The sequence below is a fragment of the Streptomyces ochraceiscleroticus genome (assembly GCF_000720485.1).
GTDB lineage: Bacteria > Actinomycetota > Actinomycetes > Streptomycetales > Streptomycetaceae > Streptomyces > Streptomyces ochraceiscleroticus.
Map to the genome: position 1 here is coordinate 253,023 of NZ_JOAX01000002.1, position 20,506 is coordinate 273,528.

Annotated in this window: 16 protein-coding genes; 7 read left to right on the forward strand and 9 right to left on the reverse strand. The window is 72.7% G+C overall.

Annotated features, from left to right (window positions below):
- Positions 1-149 precede the first annotated feature (149 nt).
- Positions 150-1,778: a FadD3 family acyl-CoA ligase gene (locus IG84_RS0103360; protein ID WP_031051116.1), complete on the forward strand. Its 1,629-nt coding sequence runs from the start codon at positions 150-152 to the stop codon at positions 1,776-1,778.
- On the opposite strand, the gene IG84_RS0103365 is transcribed toward IG84_RS0103360, so the two are convergent.
- From IG84_RS0103365 to afsR, 9 genes are all read right to left on the reverse strand, one after another.
- Complete coding sequence (locus IG84_RS0103365; RefSeq protein WP_031051117.1) at positions 1,765-2,988, reverse strand: cytochrome P450 family protein; 1,224 nt, start codon at positions 2,986-2,988, stop codon at positions 1,765-1,767. The two genes, IG84_RS0103360 and IG84_RS0103365, sit on opposite strands and share 14 nt — an antisense overlap.
- Positions 2,913-4,307 (reverse strand): cytochrome P450, encoded by a 1,395-nt coding sequence (locus IG84_RS0103370; RefSeq protein ID WP_031051118.1) that lies wholly within the window; start codon positions 4,305-4,307, stop codon positions 2,913-2,915. The genes IG84_RS0103365 and IG84_RS0103370 overlap by 76 nt, the downstream gene beginning before the upstream one ends.
- Positions 4,304-4,876: a GTP-binding protein gene (locus IG84_RS0103375; protein ID WP_031051120.1), complete on the reverse strand. Its 573-nt coding sequence runs from the start codon at positions 4,874-4,876 to the stop codon at positions 4,304-4,306. Before IG84_RS0103375 ends, IG84_RS0103370 begins: the two co-directional genes overlap by 4 nt.
- 43 nt (positions 4,877-4,919) lie before the next feature.
- The gene (locus IG84_RS0103380) at positions 4,920-5,279 is read right to left on the reverse strand and encodes a DUF742 domain-containing protein (protein WP_031051121.1); all 360 of its coding nucleotides are present in this window, start codon (positions 5,277-5,279) and stop codon (positions 4,920-4,922) included.
- A complete protein-coding gene (locus IG84_RS0103385; RefSeq protein WP_030263071.1) occupies positions 5,276-5,704 on the reverse strand; it encodes a roadblock/LC7 domain-containing protein in 429 nt (142 codons plus the stop codon). The genes IG84_RS0103380 and IG84_RS0103385 overlap by 4 nt, the downstream gene beginning before the upstream one ends.
- Positions 5,701-7,287, reverse strand: coding sequence for an ATP-binding protein (locus IG84_RS0103390; RefSeq protein WP_031051124.1), 1,587 nt, complete (start codon positions 7,285-7,287; stop codon positions 5,701-5,703). The genes IG84_RS0103385 and IG84_RS0103390 overlap by 4 nt, the downstream gene beginning before the upstream one ends.
- Before the next feature lie 215 nt (positions 7,288-7,502).
- Complete coding sequence (locus IG84_RS0103395; RefSeq protein ID WP_031051126.1) at positions 7,503-9,074, reverse strand: class I adenylate-forming enzyme family protein; 1,572 nt, start codon at positions 9,072-9,074, stop codon at positions 7,503-7,505.
- Between the two features lie 199 nt (positions 9,075-9,273).
- Positions 9,274-9,513 carry a hypothetical protein gene (locus IG84_RS0103400; protein WP_157848804.1) on the reverse strand — a complete coding sequence of 80 codons (240 nt, stop codon included), beginning with the start codon at positions 9,511-9,513 and terminating at the stop codon, positions 9,274-9,276.
- Positions 9,514-9,791: 278 nt separating this feature from the next.
- Positions 9,792-12,758 carry an SARP-family global regulator AfsR gene (gene afsR / locus IG84_RS0103405; protein WP_465270452.1) on the reverse strand — a complete coding sequence of 989 codons (2,967 nt, stop codon included), beginning with the start codon at positions 12,756-12,758 and terminating at the stop codon, positions 9,792-9,794.
- A 187-nt stretch (positions 12,759-12,945) separates the two neighbouring features.
- Here afsR and IG84_RS0103410 point away from each other — a divergent pair, with 187 nt between their 5' ends.
- The 6 genes from IG84_RS0103410 to IG84_RS0103435 all read left to right on the forward strand — a co-directional run bounded on the left by IG84_RS0103410 (position 12,946) and on the right by IG84_RS0103435 (position 20,404).
- A complete protein-coding gene (locus IG84_RS0103410; protein ID WP_031051132.1) occupies positions 12,946-14,187 on the forward strand; it encodes an amidohydrolase family protein in 1,242 nt (413 codons plus the stop codon).
- Positions 14,187-15,137, forward strand: coding sequence for an LLM class F420-dependent oxidoreductase (locus IG84_RS0103415; protein WP_031051134.1), 951 nt, complete (start codon positions 14,187-14,189; stop codon positions 15,135-15,137). The genes IG84_RS0103410 and IG84_RS0103415 overlap by 1 nt, the downstream gene beginning before the upstream one ends.
- A gap of 40 nt (positions 15,138-15,177) precedes the next feature.
- The gene (locus IG84_RS0103420; protein ID WP_031051135.1) at positions 15,178-15,963 is read left to right on the forward strand and encodes an SDR family NAD(P)-dependent oxidoreductase; all 786 of its coding nucleotides are present in this window, start codon (positions 15,178-15,180) and stop codon (positions 15,961-15,963) included.
- A 106-nt stretch (positions 15,964-16,069) separates the two neighbouring features.
- Entirely contained in the window at positions 16,070-17,194 is a 1,125-nt protein-coding gene (locus IG84_RS0103425) for an LLM class flavin-dependent oxidoreductase (protein ID WP_031051137.1), read from the forward strand.
- A 16-nt stretch (positions 17,195-17,210) separates the two neighbouring features.
- Positions 17,211-18,950, forward strand: a complete 1,740-nt coding sequence (locus IG84_RS0103430) for an N-acyl-D-amino-acid deacylase family protein (protein ID WP_031051139.1) — start codon at positions 17,211-17,213, stop codon at positions 18,948-18,950.
- Positions 18,947-20,404, forward strand: a complete 1,458-nt coding sequence (locus IG84_RS0103435; protein WP_031051140.1) for an aldehyde dehydrogenase family protein — start codon at positions 18,947-18,949, stop codon at positions 20,402-20,404. The genes IG84_RS0103430 and IG84_RS0103435 overlap by 4 nt, the downstream gene beginning before the upstream one ends.
- Positions 20,405-20,506: the final 102 nt, after the last annotated feature.

Here is a 20,506-nt window from a genome sequence, read left to right on the forward strand (position 1 = left end):
CGTCCGGCCGGTCGTCCGTACTGACAGCCGAGGAGGCTACCGCTAACCTGACGGGCAGTCAGCTAACTGGCACAGGGTTCTCCCGGCCGGTACGCGCCGCACGGCCCCCGGGCGGCTCGCCTCGGTGCCGGGGGAGAGAGGCAGGGGCGATGCCGAGCGGGGCGGAAGATGTGCGGGCCGACCTGGAGTTCGGGTCTGTTCCGCGGTTGGTGCGGGCGGCGGCCGCTCGGTACGGCGGGCGGGAGGCGGTGGTCGAGGGGCGGGCCCGCGTTTCGTACGAAGAGCTCGGCGCGCGGGTCGAGCGCGCGGCCGCGGCCTGCATCGCCGCCGGTGTCGCGCCCGGCGACCGGGTGGCGGTCTGGGCGCCGAACACCGCGGAGTGGATCGTCTCCGCGCTCGGCGCGGTGTCGGCGGGCGCGGTCCTGGTGCCGGTCAACACCCGTTTCAAGGGCGCCGAGGCCGCCGACGTCCTGCGCCGCACCCGCGCCCGGCTGCTCTTCGTCACCGGCACCTTCCTCGGCACGTCGTACGTCGCCTCGTTGCGCCGGGCCACCGCGGAGGGCACGGGGCGAGGCCCGTTGCCGGGCCTGCCGGACCTGCGGGACGCGGTGGTGCTGGCCGACGACGCGCCCGTCGGCTTCCGCACGTGGCGGGAGTTCCTGGCCGGGGGCGACCAGGTGCCGGCCGCGGCCGTACGGGAGCGCGCGGACGCCGTGGCGCCCGACGCCCCCTCGGACATCGTCTTCACCTCGGGCACCACGGGGCGGCCCAAGGGCGCCGTGATCACTCACGCCCAGACGCTGCGCGCGTACGGCGTCTGGAGCGAGCTGGCGGGGCTGCGGGAGGGGGACCGCTATCTGATCGTCAACCCGTTCTTCCACACCTTCGGCTACAAGGCCGGTGTGCTGGCCTGTCTGTTGCGCGGCGCGACGATGGTCCCGCAGCCGGTGTTCAGCGCAGACACCGCGCTCGCCAATATCGCCGCCGAGCGGATCACTGTGCTGCCGGGACCGCCGTCGCTGCACCAGCAGTTGCTGGACCATCCGGCGCGCGCCCGGCACGACCTCTCGACGCTGCGGCTGGTGGTGACGGGTGCCGCGGTGGTGCCGCTGGAGCTGGTCGAGCGGCTGCGCGGGGAGCTGGGCATCGACACCGTACTGACCGCGTACGGCCTGTCGGAGAGCTCGGGGGTGGTCACGATGTGCCGGCGCGGCGATCCGCCCGAGATCGTGGCCGGGGCGTCGGGCCGGGCGATACCGGGCACGGAAGTGGCGGTGGTCGACGCCGATGGCCGCCCGGTGGCCCCGGGGCGGCCCGGCGAGGTAAGAGTGCGCGGCTATCACGTCATGACGGGCTACTTCGAGGACCCCGAGGGCACCGCCCGCGCCGTCACCCCGGACGGCTGGCTGTGCACGGGAGACGTGGGGGTGCTGGACGAGGCGGGCAATCTGCGGATCACCGACCGGATCAAGGACATGTTCATCGTCGGCGGGTTCAACGCCTACCCGGCCGAGATCGAGCAACTGCTCCTGCGTCACCCGGATATCGCCGACGCCGCCGTGATCGGGATAGCGGACGCCCGGCTGGGCGAGGTCGGCCGGGCGTACGTGGTGCGGCGTCCCGGCGCGACCGTGTCGGCGGAGGAAGTACTCGTCTGGTCGCGCCGGGAGATGGCCAACTACAAGGTTCCCAGGGAGGTGATGTTCCTGCCCGAGCTGCCGCGGAACGCCGGCGGCAAGGTCCTGAAGGCGAAGCTCCGGGCCGTCACCGGTTGTTGAGGCGGACCGGGAGGGACTGCAGACCGTTGCCGATGAACGAGCCGGTGGCGCGCAGCTCGGACGTGGGCACCGCCAGCTCGAGGTCCGGGAAGCGGTCGAAGAGCGCCGGCAGTGCGGTGCGGGCCTCCATGCGGGCCAGCGGCGCGCCCAGGCAGAAGTGCACCCCGTGCCCGAAGGCGAGGTGCTCCCGGTCGGCGCGGCGCAGCTCGAAGGAGTCGGCGTCCGCTCCGTGCCGCTCGGGGTCCCGGCCGGCCGCGGCGTAGGCGGCGAGGATCGGGTCGCCCTGGCGGATGACCGTGCCGTCCGCCAGCGGGATGTCCTCGACGGCGTACCGCAGCGGCAGGTTGGCGATGCTGGGCGCCCAGCGCAGCGTCTCCTCGATGACGTCGTCCCAGCCGGCCTTCCCGGAGGCCAGCAGGGCGTGCTGCTCGGGGTGGGTGAGCAGGGCGTGGACGGCGTTGCCGATGAGGTTGACGGTCGTCTCGTAACCGGCGCCGATCACCAGCAGGAGGGTGTCGAGCAGTTCCCGCTCCTCCAGGCGGGAGCCGTCGTCGTCCCGGGCGGAGACCAGCACGCTGGTCATGTCGTCGCCGGGCTCCCGCCGCTTGAGGGCGATGAGCCCGCCGAGGACGGTGCTGACCTTCTGCGCGGTGGCGGCGGCCTGTTCGGGGGTGGCAGAGGTGTCGAAGATTTCGTCCATGACCTCCTTCACCTCCGCACGGGACTCCTCGGGCACCCCGAAGAGTTCGGAGATCACCCGCATCGGAAGGGGGTGTGCGTAGGAAGAGATCAGATCGACCGGCTCGCCGGCGGGCGCCGCTTCCAGGCCCGCCAGCAGCTCCTTGGTGATCCGCTCGACGCGCGGGGCCATCGCCTCGGTGCGCCGCCCGGTGAACGCCGGTGCCACGAGCTTGCGCAGCCTGCGGTGGTCGGCGCCGTAGGCGGTGAACATGTTCGTGACGCCGACCCAGGACTGCAGCCAGCTGTCGTGGTGTTCGCCGTTCCGCCAGGCGGGCCAGTGCTGCCGCGGGTCCTTGCTCACCCGGTCGTCGGCGAGCAGCCGCTTGAGCAGGCCGTGGCCGCCGACCGACCAGGCACGTATGCCGCCGGGCAGTTCGACGAGCGCGGCGGGTCCTATCGCGCGGAGGCGGGCGGCCTCGCCGGGGAGGTCGGTGCCGGCCGGGTCGATGGCGACGGGCTGCTGTCCCATGGGGTGGCTCCTGCCTGATCGGGGGTGAGGGGGGTGAAGCGGGCCGGGAGCGCGGCCAGCGCACGGTGGAAGGCGCCGACCCGCCACTCCAGCTCATCGAAGGGCACGGTGAGTTCGATGTCGGAGAGCCAGGCGGTGAGCCGCTCGATGGCGGTGGTCGCGATGAGCAGCGCGGTGTTGCGTACGGGGCAGGCGTGCGGCCCCGCCGCCCAGGACAGGTGCGCGCCGCCGCCCGCGCCGGGCTGCTCCAGCGGGACGGTGCCGAACTGCGCGTTGGCCGCGGCGTACGACACCATCGTGAGCTGGCCCGCGCGGATCCAGGTGCCGTGGAAGAAGACGTCCCGGCGGGGGAAGTGCGCGGAGTAGTTGCCGAGCGGCGGGTCGTTCCACAGCACGTCGTTGATGGCGTCGCGGGCGGTGAGCGCGCCGCCGGACAGGGTGCTGTAGTAACGGTCGTCGGAGAGCATGCGGGCGAGCGCGTTGCCGATGAGGTTGGTCGTCGGCTCGTGCCCGGCGCCCATGGTGAGGACGATCTGGTGGATCAGTTCCTCGTCGGTGAGGCCCGCGGGGTGGTCCATGAACCAGGAGGTGAGGTCGGGGCCGCGGCGCTCCTTCTTGGCGGCGACCAGCTCCATGATGTAGCGCGTGTAGTCCTCGTTGGCCCTGGCCGCTTCCGCGGGGCTGCGGCCCTCCAGCATTCCGGCGAGGGCGGAGATCAGCCGGTCGCTGTAGGAGTCCGGGAGCCCGAAGACCCGGTTGAAGATCATCAGCGGCAGCACGCGCGCGTACTGGGTGATCAGGTCGGCCCGGCCCTCGGCGCCGAACCGGCTGATCAGCGTGTCGGCCGCGCCCTGCACGTAGCCGCGCAGCTCGTACGGTTCGAGCAGGGCGAAGCTGTCGGTGATCACCTTGCGGTAGCGGTTGTGCGCCTCGCCGTCGCTGAAGAACACGTTGGGCCGCCAGGTGAGCATCGGCATGACCGGCGAGTCCTGTGGCACAGTCGGCATCCAGGGACGGGAGTCCTTGGACCAGGTGGCGTCGTCGTGCAGCAGCTCCAGCGCGGCGCGGTAGTCGGTGACCAGCATCGCGGGCACGCCCGGCGCGATCTCCACCTGCGCGACCGGCCCCTGCCGCCGCAGCTCGGCGTAGAAGCCGTGCGGGTCGGCCGCGAAGTCGGGCCCGTACAGCAGCACCGCGTCCTGCGCCGGGGCGTAGGGCGCGGTGTGCGGCGACGCCGGAGGGGCCGGTTCGGCAGCCGGGCGGGCATGGGCGGGGCAGCCCGGGGGCGGTGTGGCCCCGGGCCGGTAGGGGGAGGTCACGGGTTCTCCATGGGCGTGTGGTCCAGGACGTGTCCGACGAGGGCGATCAGCGCGTCGAGCGACTGGTCGCGGTCGCGGGCGTCGCACAGCACCAGCGGGGTGTCCTCGTGCAGATCGAGGTGGTCGCGCAGCGTCTCGACGGAGTGGTCGGGGGCGTCGGGGAAGGTGTTGACCGCCACCGCGTAGCGCAGCCCGGCCTCCTCGATGATGTCCATGACCTCGAAGGAGTCCGCGAGTCGCCGGGTGTCGGCCAGTACCAGCGCGCCGACCGCGCCGCGCGCGATGTCCTGCCACAGCGGCCGGAACCGCTTCTGGCCGGGCGTGCCGAAGAGGTACAGCACGAGGTCGCCCGCGAGCGTGATCCGCCCGAAGTCGATGGCGACGGTGGTCGTGGTCTTCTCGCGGACCCCGGCGAGGTCGTCGACGAACGCGCCGGTCTGCGTCATCACCTCTTCGGTGTGCAGCGGCGGGGTCTCCGACAGGGCCCGGATGAACGTGGTCTTGCCGACCCCGAAGGGCCCCGCGACCAGCAGCTTCACCAGGGTCTGGTCGGTACCGGACAGGTACATGGCGCCGGTGCCGTCGGCGGCGCTGTGCGTGCTGCCCGCCGCGCTAGGACTTGAGAGTGCGGAGTCCATCGAGGACCCTCTCCAGAATCTGCCGGTCGATCTGCTCGGCTTCGGGGATGGGGGAACGGGCGTGCAGGTGCCCGGCGTCGACGAGGTCGGCCACCAGTACCTTCACGACACTGACCGGCAGTCGCAGGTGGGACGCGGTCTCGGCGACGGTCAGCGCGCCCGGCCGCAGCAGCGCGAGGACGCGGAGCGCCTCGGGGCGCAGCCCGGCGGGCGCGGTGACGGTCGCGCCGTACAGCACGGTGAGCCGGTCCAGGGTGTTGCGGCTGGGGCGGGCGCGGCCGCCGGTCGCCAGATAGGCCGGTACGAGACGCCGGTTGCTCTGGCGGGGCGTCATGCGGGCGAACCCGCGTCCCGCGGCGGCGAGCCCATCGCCTTCGCGCCCAGCGTGGCGACCTGGACCTGCATCTGGTGGGAGACCACGCCCATGTTGACCTCGGGCCCGGCGAAGACCGCGAGGCAGGTGTTCTCGCCGGCCGGGATGGCGATCACCCAGCCCTCCGCCGACTCCACGACGGTCTGCCGCAGCCGGGCGTCGTCCTGGCCGGCGAAAGCGGCGGTCACGGCGCGGCCCGCGCCCTGCAGCGCCGACATCATGGCGGCCACGCCCTCGGCGGCCTCGCGGGCGAGGCCGGGGGAGGAGCCTTCGATGAAGCCGTCGCCGGAGATGACGGCCGCGTGCAGGACGTGCGGCAGCTCCAGCAGCGGTGCCAGCACCCAGGACTGGTCCTGTGTGACGCGGCGGCGGACAGGGGTGCTCATCCTTGGTCGTTCCCTTCGGGGCGCGGAATTCGGTACTCGGCTTCGGCCCGCCCGGAGAGGGTGCCGCTCTGCAGGGCGGCCCAGCGGGTGGCGGACTCCTGCGGGCTGCGCTCGGCGACGGGTTCCGTACGGGGGAGGGGGCGCTCGGGCTCGACGGCGGGCCGGCGCCGCCGGCGACGCGGCAGCCCGGCGTCGGACGCGGAGTCCGGCGCGTGCGCGGGCTCGGCCTCGTGCCACGGCTCGGCCTCGCGCTCGGCCTCCGGCGTGTACGCGGTCTCGGCCTCGGGCGCACGAGCGGGCGTGGGCTCCGGCGTACGGACGGGCTCGGCCTCGGGGGCGCGAGCGGGCGTGTGCTCCGCCGCAGCCACCGGCGCGGAGCCCGGCGCGGGATCCACCTGCGACGCAGTCTGTGACACGGCGTGCGACATGCCCTGCGACATGGTCTGCGGTACCCCCAGCGGCGTCGAGTGCGCGTGCAGCATCTGCGGCGGCAGCGGAGCCATGGCCGACATCGGCTGCGCGGTCTCGTCCATCAGCGTCAGCAGCGGATCGCCCGGGATGTACACGACGGCCCGGACGCCGCCGTACGGCGAGGACTCGACGTGCACCGTGAAGCCGTACTGGCGCACGAGCTGCCCGACGGCGGCGAATCCGGACCGCGGCGGGTCGCCCAGCTCCGTGAGCAGCACCTGCTCCCCGCCGCCCAGCAGCCGCGTCGCGTACGCGATTTCATCGGCGTGCATGCCGATCCCGTAGTCGTCGACGATGACGGACGCGCCGCGGTTGCCCTGCTGGAGCGTGACGGCGACGGGCAGTTCGTGGTGGGAGTGGTGCAGCGCGTTGGCCAGCAGCTCGGTGAGCGCGATCGCGACCGGCTCGACGGCGCGCGCGACCACGCCCACCGGGTCCCGCAGCAGATTGCTGACCTGGATGCGTTCGTAGCCGCGCAGCCGCGACATCGCGCCGACGACGAGGTCGGCGAGGTGCGAGTCGTCGCGGGTCAGCCCCGGCCAGGCGCCGCAGACCACGCCGGTGGTCTGCACCCGGCGCAGCGCCTGCTCGTTGAGGAAGTCGGCCTGCAGCAGGTCCTGGGCGACGGCCTGGTCGTCGTACCGGTGCTGCATCTCCTGGAGCAGCGTCTGCAGCCGGTACAGCAGCGCCTGGATGGTGGTCGTTGCGCCGCGCATCGTGGCCTGCGCCGCCTCGTCGACCCGCGCCCGTTCCTTGGCGACCGCCTGCGCGAGCTGGTCCATCGCCGAGGTCAGCGAGCGGTCCACGTCGGTCGCCGTGAAGCGGGGGTCGCGCAGGCCGCGGACGGCGACGTGCGGGTGGGCCAGCGAGGTGGCGAGGTCGGGCAGCCGGGCCTCGGCGAGGTGGCGGAGTTCGTCCTCCGTGGCGCGCAGTTGGGCGGCGAGCTCGCTGTGGCCGCGCTCCGCGGCGGAGCGGCGGGCCTCGGCCGTGGCCAGGTGCCGGCGCAGGGCCTGGCTTCCCCGCCGCATCCGGACCAGGAAGAAGGTCATCACCACCGCGGCGGCCGTTCCCGCGCTCAGGCACCACAACAGTGTCGCCGGTATGGAAGTCATCGAGGTCCTCGTGTGGGGGGTGAACGTGGCGACGGCGAACGAACACCTGATCGCCGCCGCGATGTTACCCACGAAGTGACCTTTTGCACGGCCGAGTGGGAAAGCGGCATTCCGTGTGGACAAGATCACTCCGTTTTACCGGCGGTCACGTCGCATACACCCGGAATGTCGTGCCTCAGTTGTGAACTCCCTTTGTCCGGCCGCCAGTTGTGTCGTCAGTCCGAGTGCCGCTCCCGCAGCACACCCTTCAGTACCTTGCCCAGCGGCCCGCCGCGCGGCAGCTCGGCCGCGATCTCCAACTGCTCCGGCAGCTTCTGCGTCATCAGTCCGGCCCGCCGCAGATGGGCCGTCAACTCCCGCAGCGTGAGCGCGGGTCCGCCTGTTTCCGTGAGCGTGACCACCGCGCACACCCGCTCTCCGCGCTCCCGGTCCGGCAGCCCGATGACCGCCGCGTCCGCCACGGCCGGATGGCCCCGCACCAGGTCCTCGACCTCCTGCGCCGAGATGTTCTCGCCCTTGCGGATGATGATGTCCTTCAGCCGCCCGGTCAGGACGAGATGCCCGTCCGCGCGCAGAAACCCCAGGTCACCGGTGTGGAACCAGCCGTCCGCGTCGAACGAGGCGGCCGTCAGCGCCGGGTCCGTGTACCCCTGGCAGACCATCGGTCCCTTGAGCGTCACCTCGCCCGGCTCCCCGGCCGGCAGCGCCCGCCCGTCCGGCCCGGCGATCCGCACCTCGGCGCCGGTCACCGGCCGCCCCACCGTCCGCGAGAGCTGCTCGTCGGTGTCGTACGGGGTCCCCATCGCGATCATCGGGCACTCGGTCATGCCGTACCCGTGCAGCACCGCGCACTCCAGTTCGCGGCCCGCTTCGAAGTACAGCCCGGGCGGCAGCGGCGCGCCCCCGCCGGACAGCAGCCGCAGGGAGGGGATCAGCTTCCCGCCGTGTGCGCGTCGCCGCGACTCCTCCAGGAACGCCTGGTAGAAGGCGGTGCTGCCGCCCGCCATGGTGACGCCGAGCCGCGCGTACGTGTCCGCGGCCGCGCCCGGCGCGAACGTCTCCAGCACCACCGCGGGAAAGCCGCTCACCAGCATCGCGATGACGTAGTCGGGCCCGGCGATGTGCGCGTACGGGAACGCGATCGACCCGATGTCCGCCGTCGACATCCCCAGCGCGGTCGCCAGGCCCACGCCGCCCGCGATCAGCGAGGCGTCCGTGTGCCGCACGCCCTTCGGGACGGCCGTCGTCCCGGAGGTGTAGTAGATCCACGAGGTGCGCTCCCGCGCGTAGGAGCTCTGCTGCTCCCGCGCGTGCCCCGGCGTGAACTCCGGCAGCGTGGCCGGGTCCCCGTCCGGAAGCCCCGTCTCGCCGCCGACAGTGATGACCCGCGTCCCGTCCGGTGCCACCTTGCGGGCCATCGCCGTGAAGTCGACGTCCCGCCACACCCCCGGTACGAGCACGAACTCCGCCTCCGAAGCGGCGAGTACGTACCCGACCTCGCGCTCCCGGTGCAGATGGACGACCGGTATCTGTACGGCGCCCAGCCGGGCGAGCGCGAGCGAGGCGAGCACCGTGCCGACCCGGGTCGGCAACTGCCACGCGACCCGCGTCCCGGCCCCGATGCCCAGCTCCCGGAAGCCGGCCGCCGCGCGCAGCGCCCGCTCGCGCGCCTCCCCGAAGGTGACGGTCCGCCCGTCCGGCTCGTAGAACATGACCGCGTCCGCCGACGCGGCGGCCCGGTACTCGACCAGCTCCCAGAGCGTACGTATCCGACCGGACTCATACACGGCGCGCCTCCCGGCAATGGGCGGGACGGGATGTGGCGCGACTGTAGCACCGGACCTGACGGGCCGTCAGGTGCCGGACGTGCCACTGTCGCACAGTCCGAACACGCCGCAGGGACCGGCTACGACGGCATCCCCTCCGTGCCGTCGGAGCCGGCCCCTGCGATCCCCCGGGTGGTGGCTCAGTGGGCCGTGCGCGTGATCAGTGCTCCAGCTTGGGCTCGGCGATCGGCCGGTGGCTGTCCTGCGGCGCGATCGTGCCGTCGCCGGCAACCGGACGCTGGCCCTCCTGCGCGGCCAGCACCTCGTCGCCGATGACGGGCCGGTGGCTGTCCATGGTGACGATCTCGTCACCGATGATCGGCCGGTGGCTGTCGAGCGGCCTGATGATGTCCTGGTCGTCGGTCTGCGGAGCCTTCTTCTCGGTGTTCACAGTGATCAACTCCCGTGTGTGGGCGCTTGCGGTCCACCGCCCGGCGACTCCCCCGTGGGTCGCCGGACGGGAACCAGGGCCGAACACCATGACGGTGGGGCCGCGTCACCGAGCCGCTTGCCCCCCGAGGCGGCGGTTCGGTACGTAGAAGAGTGACGTGCCGCGATGAACGATCGATAAACGGCGACGATTACCTCGCCGACCTGCGGCGATGACATGGTCGAGCTACCGGCGCCGGCCTCGTCGGCCCCACCGTTGACGGCCTCGCGGCCCCCGGTCGACGCCGGTCAGGCAACCGCCGCCGGCGTCAGGAGCTGCTGCACCTGGGCGCTCTCCGCCGCTCCGAGGCGCTCGTAGCTGGACAGCGCCTCCTGCCAGCACACCCGGGCCCGCCCGGTGTGCCCGACCTGGCTCAGCGCACGCCCCAGCGTGGTCAGCGCGTTGGCGCGCCAGAGCTCGCCGCCGACGCCGCGCAGCGCGGTCAGGGCCTGCTCGGCGTAGTTGGCGGCGCGCGCCGGGCGCTGGCCCGCGAGGTCGACCTCGGCCAGCCGGAAGTACGTCATGCCCTCCCAGAACGGCTGCCGGCTGTCCTGGAAGATGGTGAGCGCGGCGTTGAGCTGCTGCGCCGCGTCCTCCAGGCGCCCGGCCGCGGTGAAGGCGAGCGCCAGCGCGTACATCCCGTTGGCCAGCCGCCGGGTGGCGCCGATTCTGCGGTAGATCGCGACGCCTTCCTCGGCCAGCCCGATGGCGCTGTCCACCCGGCCGGTGTCCAGGTGGACGCGCGAGAGGTTGCACAGCGCGCTCGCCTCGGACTGCTGGTTGCGGTCGTCGCGGAACGCGATCAGCGCCTGGCTGAGGTACGCCTCGGCGTCCGCGTGCCGTCCCTGCGCTCCCGCGATGATGCCGCGGTCGTTGGGCGCGTACGACGAGGAGATCGGGTCGTTCGTCGCGAGCCCGAGGAGCATCGCCGACTTGGCGTGCTCGTCGGCGTCGTCCAGCCGCCCGGCCAGGGTGCGGATGTAGGCGAGCGAGGTGTGGATACGGGCCTCGGCGTGCTGGTCGCCGTGGGCGCGGGCGGCGGCCAGCAGCGTCGTGTTGGCCTGGTCGTGCTGGCGCGCGTCGGCGCCGGACTCGGCCAGGTCCTTGGTGAGCAGGAGCAGATCGGCGGCGCGGCGCACGGTGTCGGCGCCGGTGGACTGCTGGGCGCAGGCCAGCAGGCAGCCCGCCTCGCTGAACAGCCACTCCAGCGCCACCGCGCGGTCCTCGAAGGCCAGCCCCGGATAGCGCGTGCTCTCCATGTGGTCGACCAGCCGGTCGCCCGGGCGCTCCAGGAGGTACATCCGGGCCGCCGAGGCCAGGTAGAAGTCCAGCAGGCGGGAGAGGGCCGCGGCGCGCTCGGAGGGCGGGTGCTCGTCGCGCTCGGCGCAGGCGCGCGCGTAGAGCCGGACCAGGTCGTGGAAGCGGTAGCGGCCCGGGGCCGCCGATTCGAGGAGCGAGGCGTCGACCAGGGACTCGATCAGCTCTTCGGCCGCGTCCACGTCCATGTCCAGCAGCGCCGCGGCCGCCGCGAGCGAGATGTCGGGCCCGTCGGCCAGCCCCAGCAGCCGGAACGCGCGTGCCTGCGCCGGCTCGAGCTGCCCGTACCCCAGCTCGAAGGTGGCCTTCACGGCCAGGTCACCGGCGCGCAGCTCGTCCAGCCTGCGGCGCTCGTCGGCGAGCTTGCGGGCCAGTACGGACACGGTCCACGTGCGGCGTGAGGCGAGCCGGGAGGCGGCGATGCGGATGGCCAGCGGCAGGAAGCCGCAGGCGCCGACCACGTCCATGGCGGCCTTGCGCTCGGCGCCGACCCGCTCCTCGCCGACGATGCGCGTGAAGAGGGTGAGGGCCTCCTCGGGACTCATCACGTCGAGGTCGATGAGGTGCGCGCCGGCCAGGTCGATCATGCGGGCGCGGCTGGTGATCAGCGCGGCGCAGCCCTCCGTACCGGGCAGCAGCGGCCGTACCTGGGCGGCGTCCCGCGCGTTGTCCAGCAGCGCGAGCACCCGGCGCCCGGCGAGCGTGGAGCGGTACAGCGCGGCCCGCTCCTCCGTGCCGTCGGGGATGGAGGAGTCCGGTGTGCCGAGCGCGCGGAGGAACGCGCCGAGCACGGCCTCCGGCTCGGCGGGGGTGTGGCCCGCGCCCTGCAGGTCGATGTAGAGCTGGCCGTCGGGGAAGTGCTCGCGCGCCGCGTGCGCCACATGGACGGCCAGCGTGGTCTTGCCGACGCCGCCGATGCCGGTGAGCGCGGAGACCGCCATGACGCTGCCCTCGGCCGTGGCGAGCTGCGCGCCGAGCTCCGCGACGAACGCGGCGCGCCCGGTGAAGTCCGCGACGGTGGCCGGGAGCTGCTGGGGGCGCAGGACGGTGGGGCCCGCGCCGGCGTGCTCCTCCTCCGGCGGCGGGCTCGGCGCCTCCAGGGCGGTGTCGGCCCGCAGGATGCGCTGGTGCAGGTCGGCGAGCGAGGCGCAGGGGTCGACGCCCAGCTCGGCGTCGAGCAGACGGCGGGTATCGGCATAGACGGCCAGCGCCTCCGCCTGCCGTCCAGAGCGGTACAGCGCGAGCATGAGGAGCTCGCGGAGCCGTTCACGCAAGGGGTGGGCGGCCGTGAGGGCAGTCAGCTCGGAGACCGCCTCGGCGTGGTTGCCGAGGTCCAGGTCGAGGTCGAGGCGGGCCTCGGTGAGGGAGAGGCGCCATTCCTCCAGGCGGGTGCGCTGGTTCTCCGCGTACGGGCCGGGAACGTTCGCCAGTGGTTCGCCGTTCCACAGGACGAGGGCGGAGTCCAGCAGGTCACGAGCGCGGCAGCGGTCGCCGCTCGCGCGGGCCTTCTCGGCCTCGGCCGCGAGTGCCTCGGCGCGGTCGAGGTCGAGGTCGAGCGCGCCCGGCCGGCCGGATCGCAGGGCGTAGCCGCCGGACTCGCTGACCAGCGCGTCCGCGTCGTCGCCGAGCGCCTTGCGCAGCCGGGAGGCGTAGGTCCGCAGGGCCGCGAGCGCGGCGTGCGGGGGCTCGTCGCCCCAGATGGCGTCGACCAGTTCGGCGGCGGTGGCGTTGCGGCCGCCGCGCAGCAGCAGGGCGGCGAGCAGGGCGCGCTGCTGCGGGGTGCCGGCCGCGAGCGGGGTGCCGTCCCGCCAGGCCCGTACGGGACCGAGCACGGTGAAGCGGAGCTGCCGCGGCCCCTGCCCCGGACTCTCGTCCATGGTGTCCCCCTGCCTGTGCATCTCGTTCGCATCGGCCAGTCTGCCTTGTCGGCGGCCCCTGCGTCAGTAGGGGTCAGCTCTGTGCACAATCCCTCCTCTTGTGATCCAGCGGGCCGTACCGCGACGCCGGAGGGAAGTCGTCCGCTTCTCTGTGGTCGGCAGATAGCTGACGACCCGTCAGTTCACCGCTACCGTGAGGGACATGGCGATGAACGCGGAGACCAGGGAAGCCTTCCCCAGGATCATCTCGGTGGACGACCACACGGTGGAGCCGCCGCACGTCTGGCGGGACCGGCTGCCCGCCAAGTACCAGGACACCGGGCCGCGCGTGGTGCGCGCGCCTCTGAAGGAGATGACCTTCGTGGGCGGGAAGTTCGCCCCGAAGATGGGCGCACCGGACGAGGAGGGCCCGCTCGCCGACTGGTGGGTCTACGAGGACCTGCACCGCCCGCTGACCCGGCTGGACACCGCTGTCGGCTACTCCCGGGACGAGATCCGGCTGGAGGGGATCACGTACGAGCAGATGCGCCCCGGTTCGTACCGCGTCCCGGAACGGCTGGCGGACATGGACGTCAACCATGTCCAGTCCGCCCTCTGTTTCCCCACCTTCCCGCGCTTCTGCGGCCAGACGTTCACCGAGGCCAAGGACCGTGAGCTGGGGCTGCTGGGCGTGCGGGCGTACAACGACTGGATGGTGGAGGAGTGGTGCGGTCCCGAGGCGCGCGGCCGGCTCATACCGCTCACCCTCATTCCCCTGTGGGACGCGGAGCTCGCGGCCGAGGAGGTACGGCGCAATGCAGCCCGCGGCGTGCGCGCGGTCTGCTTCAGCGAGATCCCGCCGCACCTCGGCCTGCCCAGCATCCACACCGATTACTGGGACCCCTTCCTGCGGGCCTGCGACGAGACCGGCACGGTCATCGCCATGCACATCGGCTCGTCGTCGAGGATGCCGTCCACCTCGGCGGACGCGCCGCCCGCCGTCGGTTCCACGATCACCTTCGCCAACTGCTGCTTCTCGATGACCGACTGGCTCATGAGCGGCAAGTTCGACCGCTTCCCGAGCCTGCGGATCATGTACGCGGAGGGCCAGATCGGGTGGATCCCGTACATCCTGGAGCGCGCCGACGTGGTCTGGGAGGAGAACCGCGCCTGGGGCGGCGTCGCCGACAAGGTCCACCGGCCGCCCTCCGAACTCTTCGCCGAGCATGTCTACGGCTGCTTCTTCGACGACGCGTTCGGCCTGCAGAACCTCGACGCGATCGGGGTGGGCAACGTCCTGTACGAGACGGACTATCCGCACTCCGACTCCACCTGGCCGAAGTCGCGCGAGGTCGGCGAGAGCCAGATGGGGCACCTCGCCCCGGACGTCGTCGAGCGGATCGTGCGCGGCAACGCCATCGAGCTGCTGGGGCTGACGGCGGACGGGCTGTGGGCGGGGGCGGGCGCCTGATGGTGTGGGCGCCGGAGGCGGGCCGCCTCGTGTACGGCATGCAGCTTCCCGTTCAGTCGCAGAGCACGCTGTACGCCGAGCCCTGGGAGGCGGGGGCCGGGCCGCGTGACCTGGTGGAGATCGCCAGGGCTGCCGACCGGCACGGCTTCGCGTATGTGGCCTGCTGCGAGCACGTCGCGATCCCGCGCCGGCTGGCCGGGGCGATGAGCACGGTCTGGTACGACCCGGTGGCCACGCTCGCGCACCTCGCGGCCGTGACGGAGCACGTACGGCTGCTGAGCCATGTCGCCGTGGTCGGGCTGCGGCACCCGCTGCTCACGGCGAAGCAGTACGCCACGCTGGACGCGCTGTCCGGCGGGCGGCTGATCCTCGGCGTGGGCGCCGGGCACGTACAGGAGGAGTTCGAGGCGCTGGGGGTGGACTTCGAGCGGCGGGGAGCGGTGCTGGACGAGACGCTGGACGCCTTGAAAACGGCCCTCGGGCCCGAGGAGTTCCCGGAGTTCGCGGGGGAACGTTTCTCCTTCGAGGGGCTGGGCCAGGCGCCGCGGCCCGTACAGACGCCCCGCCCGCCGCTCTGGGTCGGCGGCTCCTCGCCCGCCGCCGTGCGCCGGGCCGCCGAGCGCGGCGACGGCTGGCTGCCGCAGGGCGACCGCAGGGACCGGCTGCCCGGGCAGATCGCCAGGCTGCGGGCGCTGCGCGAGAAGGCGGGCGTGCGCGAGCCGCTGGTGATCGGCGCGATCGCCGAGCCGCTGTACGTGGGCGAGCCCGGCTGGGACACCGGCAAGTGGACGCTCACCGGCCCGCCGGAACGTATCGCCGACTCGCTGCGGGAGTACGCGGCCATCGGCGTGCACCAGCTCCAGATCCGTTTCCGCAGCCGCAGCCGCGCCGAGCTGACCGATCAGATGGCGGCCTTCGGAGCGGACGTGGCGCCGCTGCTCGGCAGTTGACCCGACCGAGGCGTACTGAGGCGTACCGAGGAGTGCACGCATGGGCAAGCTCGACGGGCGGGTCGTCGTGATCACCGGCGCCGCACGCGGACAGGGCGAGCAGGAGGCGCGGCTGTTCGTGGCCGAGGGCGCCCGGGTCGTCCTCGGTGACGTACTGGACGAGCAGGGGCAGGCGCTGGCGGACGAGCTGGGCGGGGACGCCGCGCGCTACGTCCGCATGGACGTGGCCAGTGAGGACGACTGGACGGCCGCCGCGGTCGCCGCCAAGGACGCCTTCGGCGGGATCGACGGGCTGGTCAACAATGCCGGGATCCTCCGCTTCAATGAGCTGGCGAAGACGCCCCTGGCGGAGTTCCAGCAGGTCGTCCAGGTCAACCAGGTCGGCTGCTTCCTCGGCATCCGTACGCTCGCGCCGGAGATCGCGGCGGCCGGCGGCGGCACGATCGTCAACACCGCTTCGTACACCGGCCTCACCGGCATGGCGCTCGTCGGCGCCTACGCCGCGAGCAAGCACGCCGTGCTCGGGCTGACCCGGGTCGCCGCGCTGGAGCTGGCGCCCCGCAACATCCGGGTGAACGCGGTGTGTCCGGGCGCCGTGGACACCCCGATGACCAACCCGGCCGCACTCGACCCGGCGGCCGACCCGGTCGCGTCCCAGCAGGCGGTGGACGCGCTCTACCGGAAGCTCGTGCCGATGGGGCGCGCCGGCCGGCCGGAGGAGGTCGCGGCCCTGGCGCTCTTTCTGTCCTGCGCGGACTCCTCGTACATCACCGGGCAGCCGTTCGTCGTGGACGGCGGGTGGCTGGCGGGCGTCAGTCTCTTCTGAAGCCGTGCCTGACGGGCCATCAGGTATTGACCGGTCCGGCCGCCGGTGGGACAGTCGGCGACATCTGAACTGACGGAGCGTCAGTTGATCAGGGAGGGCAGACCCCTTGGAATTCGGGCTCTTTGTACAGGGATACGTCCCGGCGGCGCGCGCCAAGGCCGACCCCGAGGCGGAGCACAAGGCGCTGATCGAGGAGACCGAGTACGTCATCCAGGCGGACCGCTCCGGCTTCAAGTACGCCTGGGCCTCCGAGCACCACTTCCTGGAGGAGTACTCCCACCTCTCCGCCAACGACGTCTTCCTCGGCTACCTCGCGCACGCCACCGACCGCATCCACCTCGGCTCCGGCATCTTCAACCCGCTCGCCCCGGTCAACCACCCCGTCAAGGTCGCCGAGAAGGTCGCCATGCTCGACCATCTCTCCGGCGGCCGCTTCGAGTTCGGCTCCGGACGCGGCGCGGGCAGCCACGAGATCCTCGGCTTCATGCCGGGCGTCACCGACATGAACCACACCAAGGAGCTCTGGGAAGAGACCATCGCGGAGTTCCCCAAGATGTGGCTCCAGGACGAGTACGTGGGCTTCAAGGGCAAGCACTGGGAGCTGCCGCCGCGCAAGGTCCTGCCCAAGCCGTACGGGAAGGCCCACCCGCCCATGTGGTACGCGGCGGGCTCCCCCTCCTCGTACGCGATGGCCGCCAGGAAGGGCCTCGGCGTCCTCGGCTTCAGCGTGCAGAAGGTCTCCGACATGGAATGGGTCCTGGAGTCCTACAAGTCGGCGGTCAAGGACGCCGAGCCGGTCGGCGCGTTCGTCAACGACAACGTGATGGTCACCTCCACGGCGATCTGCGCCGAGACGCACCAAAAGGCCGTCGAGATCGCGGTGGGCGGCGGCCTCAACTACCTCCAGTCCCTGCTCTTCCGCTACCACGACACCTTCCCGCGGCCCGAGGGCATACCGGAGTGGCCCGAGCTCCTCCCCGAGTACACCGAGGAGCTCATCGAGCTGCTGATCGCCGAGGAGCTGATGATCTGCGGCGACCCGGACGAGGTGCTGCGGCAGTGCAAGCGCTGGGAGCAGGCCGGCGCCGACCAGCTCTCCTTCGGCCTGCCCGTCGGCATCTCCCGCGAGGACACCCTCACCACGATCGAGCTGATCGGCGAGCACGTGATCCCGAAGATCGACACGGACCCGGTGCACCGCACCACGCGCTTCCGCCGGGCGGCCGGCTGAGAGGAGTACCGGCACCATGCTCGACCACCTGATCAAGGGCGCGACCGTCGTGGACGGCACGGGCGCGCCCTCGTACGCCGCGGACGTCGGCATCCGGGACGGCCGCATCGCCGTACTCGCCGAGCCGGGCGCGGTCGCCGAACCGGCCCGCACAGCCGAGGACGCGGAAGGGCTCGTCCTCGCCCCGGGTTTCATCGACCCGCACACGCACTACGACGCGCAGCTCTTCTGGGACCCCTACGCCACCCCGTCCATGCACCACGGCGTGACGACGGTCGTGGGCGGCAACTGCGGCTTCACCCTCGCACCGCTGAACCCCGGCCGCCCCGAGGACGCCGACTACACCCGGCGGATGATGAGCAAGGTCGAGGGCATGTCCCTGGTCGCGCTGGAGGAGGGCGCGCCCTGGGACTGGCACACCTTCGGCGAGTACCTCGACGCGCTGGACGGGCGGACCGCCGTCAACGCCGGCTTCATGGTCGGCCACTGCGCGCTGCGCCGCCACGTCATGGGCGCCGACGCGATCGGCGGACAGCCCACCCCCGAGCAGCTCCAGGAGATGCTGCGCCTCTTCCACGAGGCGATGGACGCGGGCGCCTGGGGCCTGTCGACCACCCAGTCCTCCTCGCACTCGGACGGCGACGGCGCGCCCGTCGCCTCCCGGCACGCCGGCCCCGACGAACTGCTCGCCCTCTCCCGCGCGGTCGCCGACCACGAAGGCACCCAGCTCGAGGCCATCGTCGCCGGCTGCCTCGACCAGTTCTCGGACGCCGAGATCGACCTGTTCGTGGCCATGTCCGCGGCCGCCGGACGGCCGCTGAACTGGAACGTCCTCACCATCGACGCCGCCGTACCGGAACGCGTGCCGCGTCAGCTCCTCGCCAGTGAACGGGCGCGCAAGGAAGGCGGCCGGATCGTCGCCCTCACCATGCCGATCCTCACACCCATGAACATGTCCCTGGGCACCTTCTGTGCCCTCAACCTCATCCCCGGCTGGGGCGAGATCCTCGGCCTCCCCGTGCCCGAACGCCTCGCGAAGCTGCGCGACCCGGCCGTACGCGAGGAGATGCTGCGCCGGGCGCAGAGCAAAGAGGCGGGCGTCTTCCGGCGGCTGGCCCGCTTCGACCGGTACGTCATCGGCGACACCTACGCACCCGCCAACGAAGGGCTCACCGGCCGCGTCGTCCGCGACATCGCCGCCGAACGCGGCCAGGACCCCTTCACCTGCCTCGTCGAGATCTGCGCCGCCGACGATCTCCGTACCGTCCTGTGGCCCATGCCCACCGACAACGACCTCGCAAGCTGGGAACTCCGCCGCGAGACATGGGAACACGAGGACGTCCTGCTCGGCGGCTCCGACGCGGGCGCCCACCTGGACCGGATGTGCGGCGCGCCGTACACCACCCGCTTCCTCGGCGACTGCCTGCGCGGCCGCAGGCTCGTCGGCCTGGAGCTGGCCGTGAAGATGCTCACCGACGACCCGGCGCGCCTCTTCGGGCTGCGCGACCGCGGCCGGATCGCCGAGGGGTACCACGCCGACCTGGTTCTGTTCGACCCCGAACGCATCGACGCGGGGCCCGCCACCCTCGTCCACGACCTGCCCGGCGACAGCCCGCGGCTCGACTCGCGAGCGCTGGGCGTGGTGAGCGTGCGCGTCAACGGCGTGCAGACGCTGCGCGACGATGAGCTGACCGGCGCCGTACCGGGGACCGTGCTGCGCTCCGGGCGGGACACGGAGACGGTGAGCACACGGTGACGCGCGGGGAGCGCTTGTTCATCGGGGGCCGGTGGGTGGCCCCCGAGCTGGGCCACTACGAGGTGACCGACCCGGCCACCGAGGAGGTCGTCGGGCTCGCCCCCGAGGCGAGCGAGGACCAGGTGTACGAGGCGGCCGCGGCGGCCCGCGAGGCGTTCGACGGCTGGTCGCGCACCGCCCCCGAGGAGCGCGCCCGCATCCTGGCCCGCACCGCGGAAATCATCCGGGACCGGGCCGGGCCGTACGCCGAACTGGCCCGCGCGGAGTCCGGCGCCACCACCGCCACCGCACGCGGCATGCAGGTCGCGGTGGCCGCCGCCCGCTTCGACCGGTACGCGCGCGGCGCCCTGGAGCCCGTCGAGGAGGCGCTCCCGCCGCAGATCAACGAGGCCGGGCCGATGGGCAAGGCGGGCGTGCTCGGCGCGCTCGCCGTCCGCCGGCCGGTGGGCGTCGTCACCTGCATCACCTCGTACAACAACCCCTGGGCCAACCCGGCGGGCAAGATCGCCCCCGCCCTCGCCATGGGCAACGCCGTCGTCGTCAAGCCCGCGCCGCAGGACCCGCTGTCGGTGTTCCGGATGGCGGAGGCGCTGGCGGAGGCCGGGGCGCCGCCCGGTGTGGTGAACGTGGTGACCGGCTCGCGCCCGGAAGTCGGCGAGGCGGCGGTCGCGGCGCCGGACGTCGACATGGTCAGCTTCACGGGCAGTACGGCGGTCGGCCGGGCCATCGCGGAGGCGTGCGGCCGCGGCATGAAACGCCAGTTGATGGAGCTGGGCGGCAAGGGCGCCGCGCTCGTCTTCGACGACGCCGACCTGGCGGCGGCAGTGGCCGGCATCGGCACCACCTTCTCCTTCTACAGCGGCCAGATCTGCACCGCGCCCACCCGGGTGCTCGCCCAGCGGGGCGTGTACGAGCGGCTGGTCGAGGGGCTCGCGCGGTACGCCGGGGCCTTGAAGGTCGGCGACCCGCGCGCACGGGGCACGGTCGTCGGGCCGGTCATCTCGGCGGCGCACCGCGACCGGGTCGAGGCGTACGTTGCGCTCGGCCGCAAGGAAGGCGCCCGGCTGGTCACGGGCGGCGAGCGGCCGGCACTCGACCGCGGCTGGTACGTCGCACCCACCCTCTTCGCGGACTGCACCCCGAGCATGCGCGTCGTCCGCGAGGAGATCTTCGGCCCGGTCGTCTCCGTCCTCCCCTTCGACGACGAGGAGGAAGGCATCGCGCTCGCCGACGACAGCGAGTACGGACTGATCGACTACGTCTGGTCCGGCGACGTGGCCCGCGCCTTCCGGGTCGCCCGCCGGCTGCGCGCGGGCGGCGTCGGCATCAACACCGTGGGCCGCAACATGGAGGCACCCTTCGGCGGCTTCAAACAGAGCGGCGTGGGCCGCGACGTCGGTTCCTACGCCCTGTGTGCGTACGGCGAACTCCAGTCGCTCGTCTGGCCGGGATGATCCGTACGGCGACGCGTCGAGTCCGGATAGCGGACACTCAAGGGAAAATTTTGAATCCTAACAAAACGGACACGGCTGCGGTTCCCGTAATTCGGATCTCAA

Coding starts and splice junctions, on each gene's coding strand:
- IG84_RS0103360 (WP_031051116.1), top strand. CDS start 150: ATGCCGAGCGGGGCGGAAGATGTGCGGGCCGACCTGGAGTTCGGGTCT.
- IG84_RS0103365 (WP_031051117.1), bottom strand. CDS start 2,988: ATGGGACAGCAGCCCGTCGCCATCGACCCGGCCGGCACCGACCTCCCC.
- IG84_RS0103375 (WP_031051120.1), bottom strand. CDS start 4,876: ATGTACCTGTCCGGTACCGACCAGACCCTGGTGAAGCTGCTGGTCGCG.
- IG84_RS0103380 (WP_031051121.1), bottom strand. CDS start 5,279: ATGACGCCCCGCCAGAGCAACCGGCGTCTCGTACCGGCCTATCTGGCG.
- IG84_RS0103385 (WP_030263071.1), bottom strand. CDS start 5,704: ATGAGCACCCCTGTCCGCCGCCGCGTCACACAGGACCAGTCCTGGGTG.
- IG84_RS0103390 (WP_031051124.1), bottom strand. CDS start 7,287: ATGACTTCCATACCGGCGACACTGTTGTGGTGCCTGAGCGCGGGAACG.
- afsR (WP_465270452.1), bottom strand. CDS start 12,758: ATGCACAGGCAGGGGGACACCATGGACGAGAGTCCGGGGCAGGGGCCG.
- IG84_RS0103410 (WP_031051132.1), top strand. CDS start 12,946: ATGAACGCGGAGACCAGGGAAGCCTTCCCCAGGATCATCTCGGTGGAC.
- IG84_RS0103415 (WP_031051134.1), top strand. CDS start 14,187: ATGGTGTGGGCGCCGGAGGCGGGCCGCCTCGTGTACGGCATGCAGCTT.
- IG84_RS0103420 (WP_031051135.1), top strand. CDS start 15,178: ATGGGCAAGCTCGACGGGCGGGTCGTCGTGATCACCGGCGCCGCACGC.
- IG84_RS0103430 (WP_031051139.1), top strand. CDS start 17,211: ATGCTCGACCACCTGATCAAGGGCGCGACCGTCGTGGACGGCACGGGC.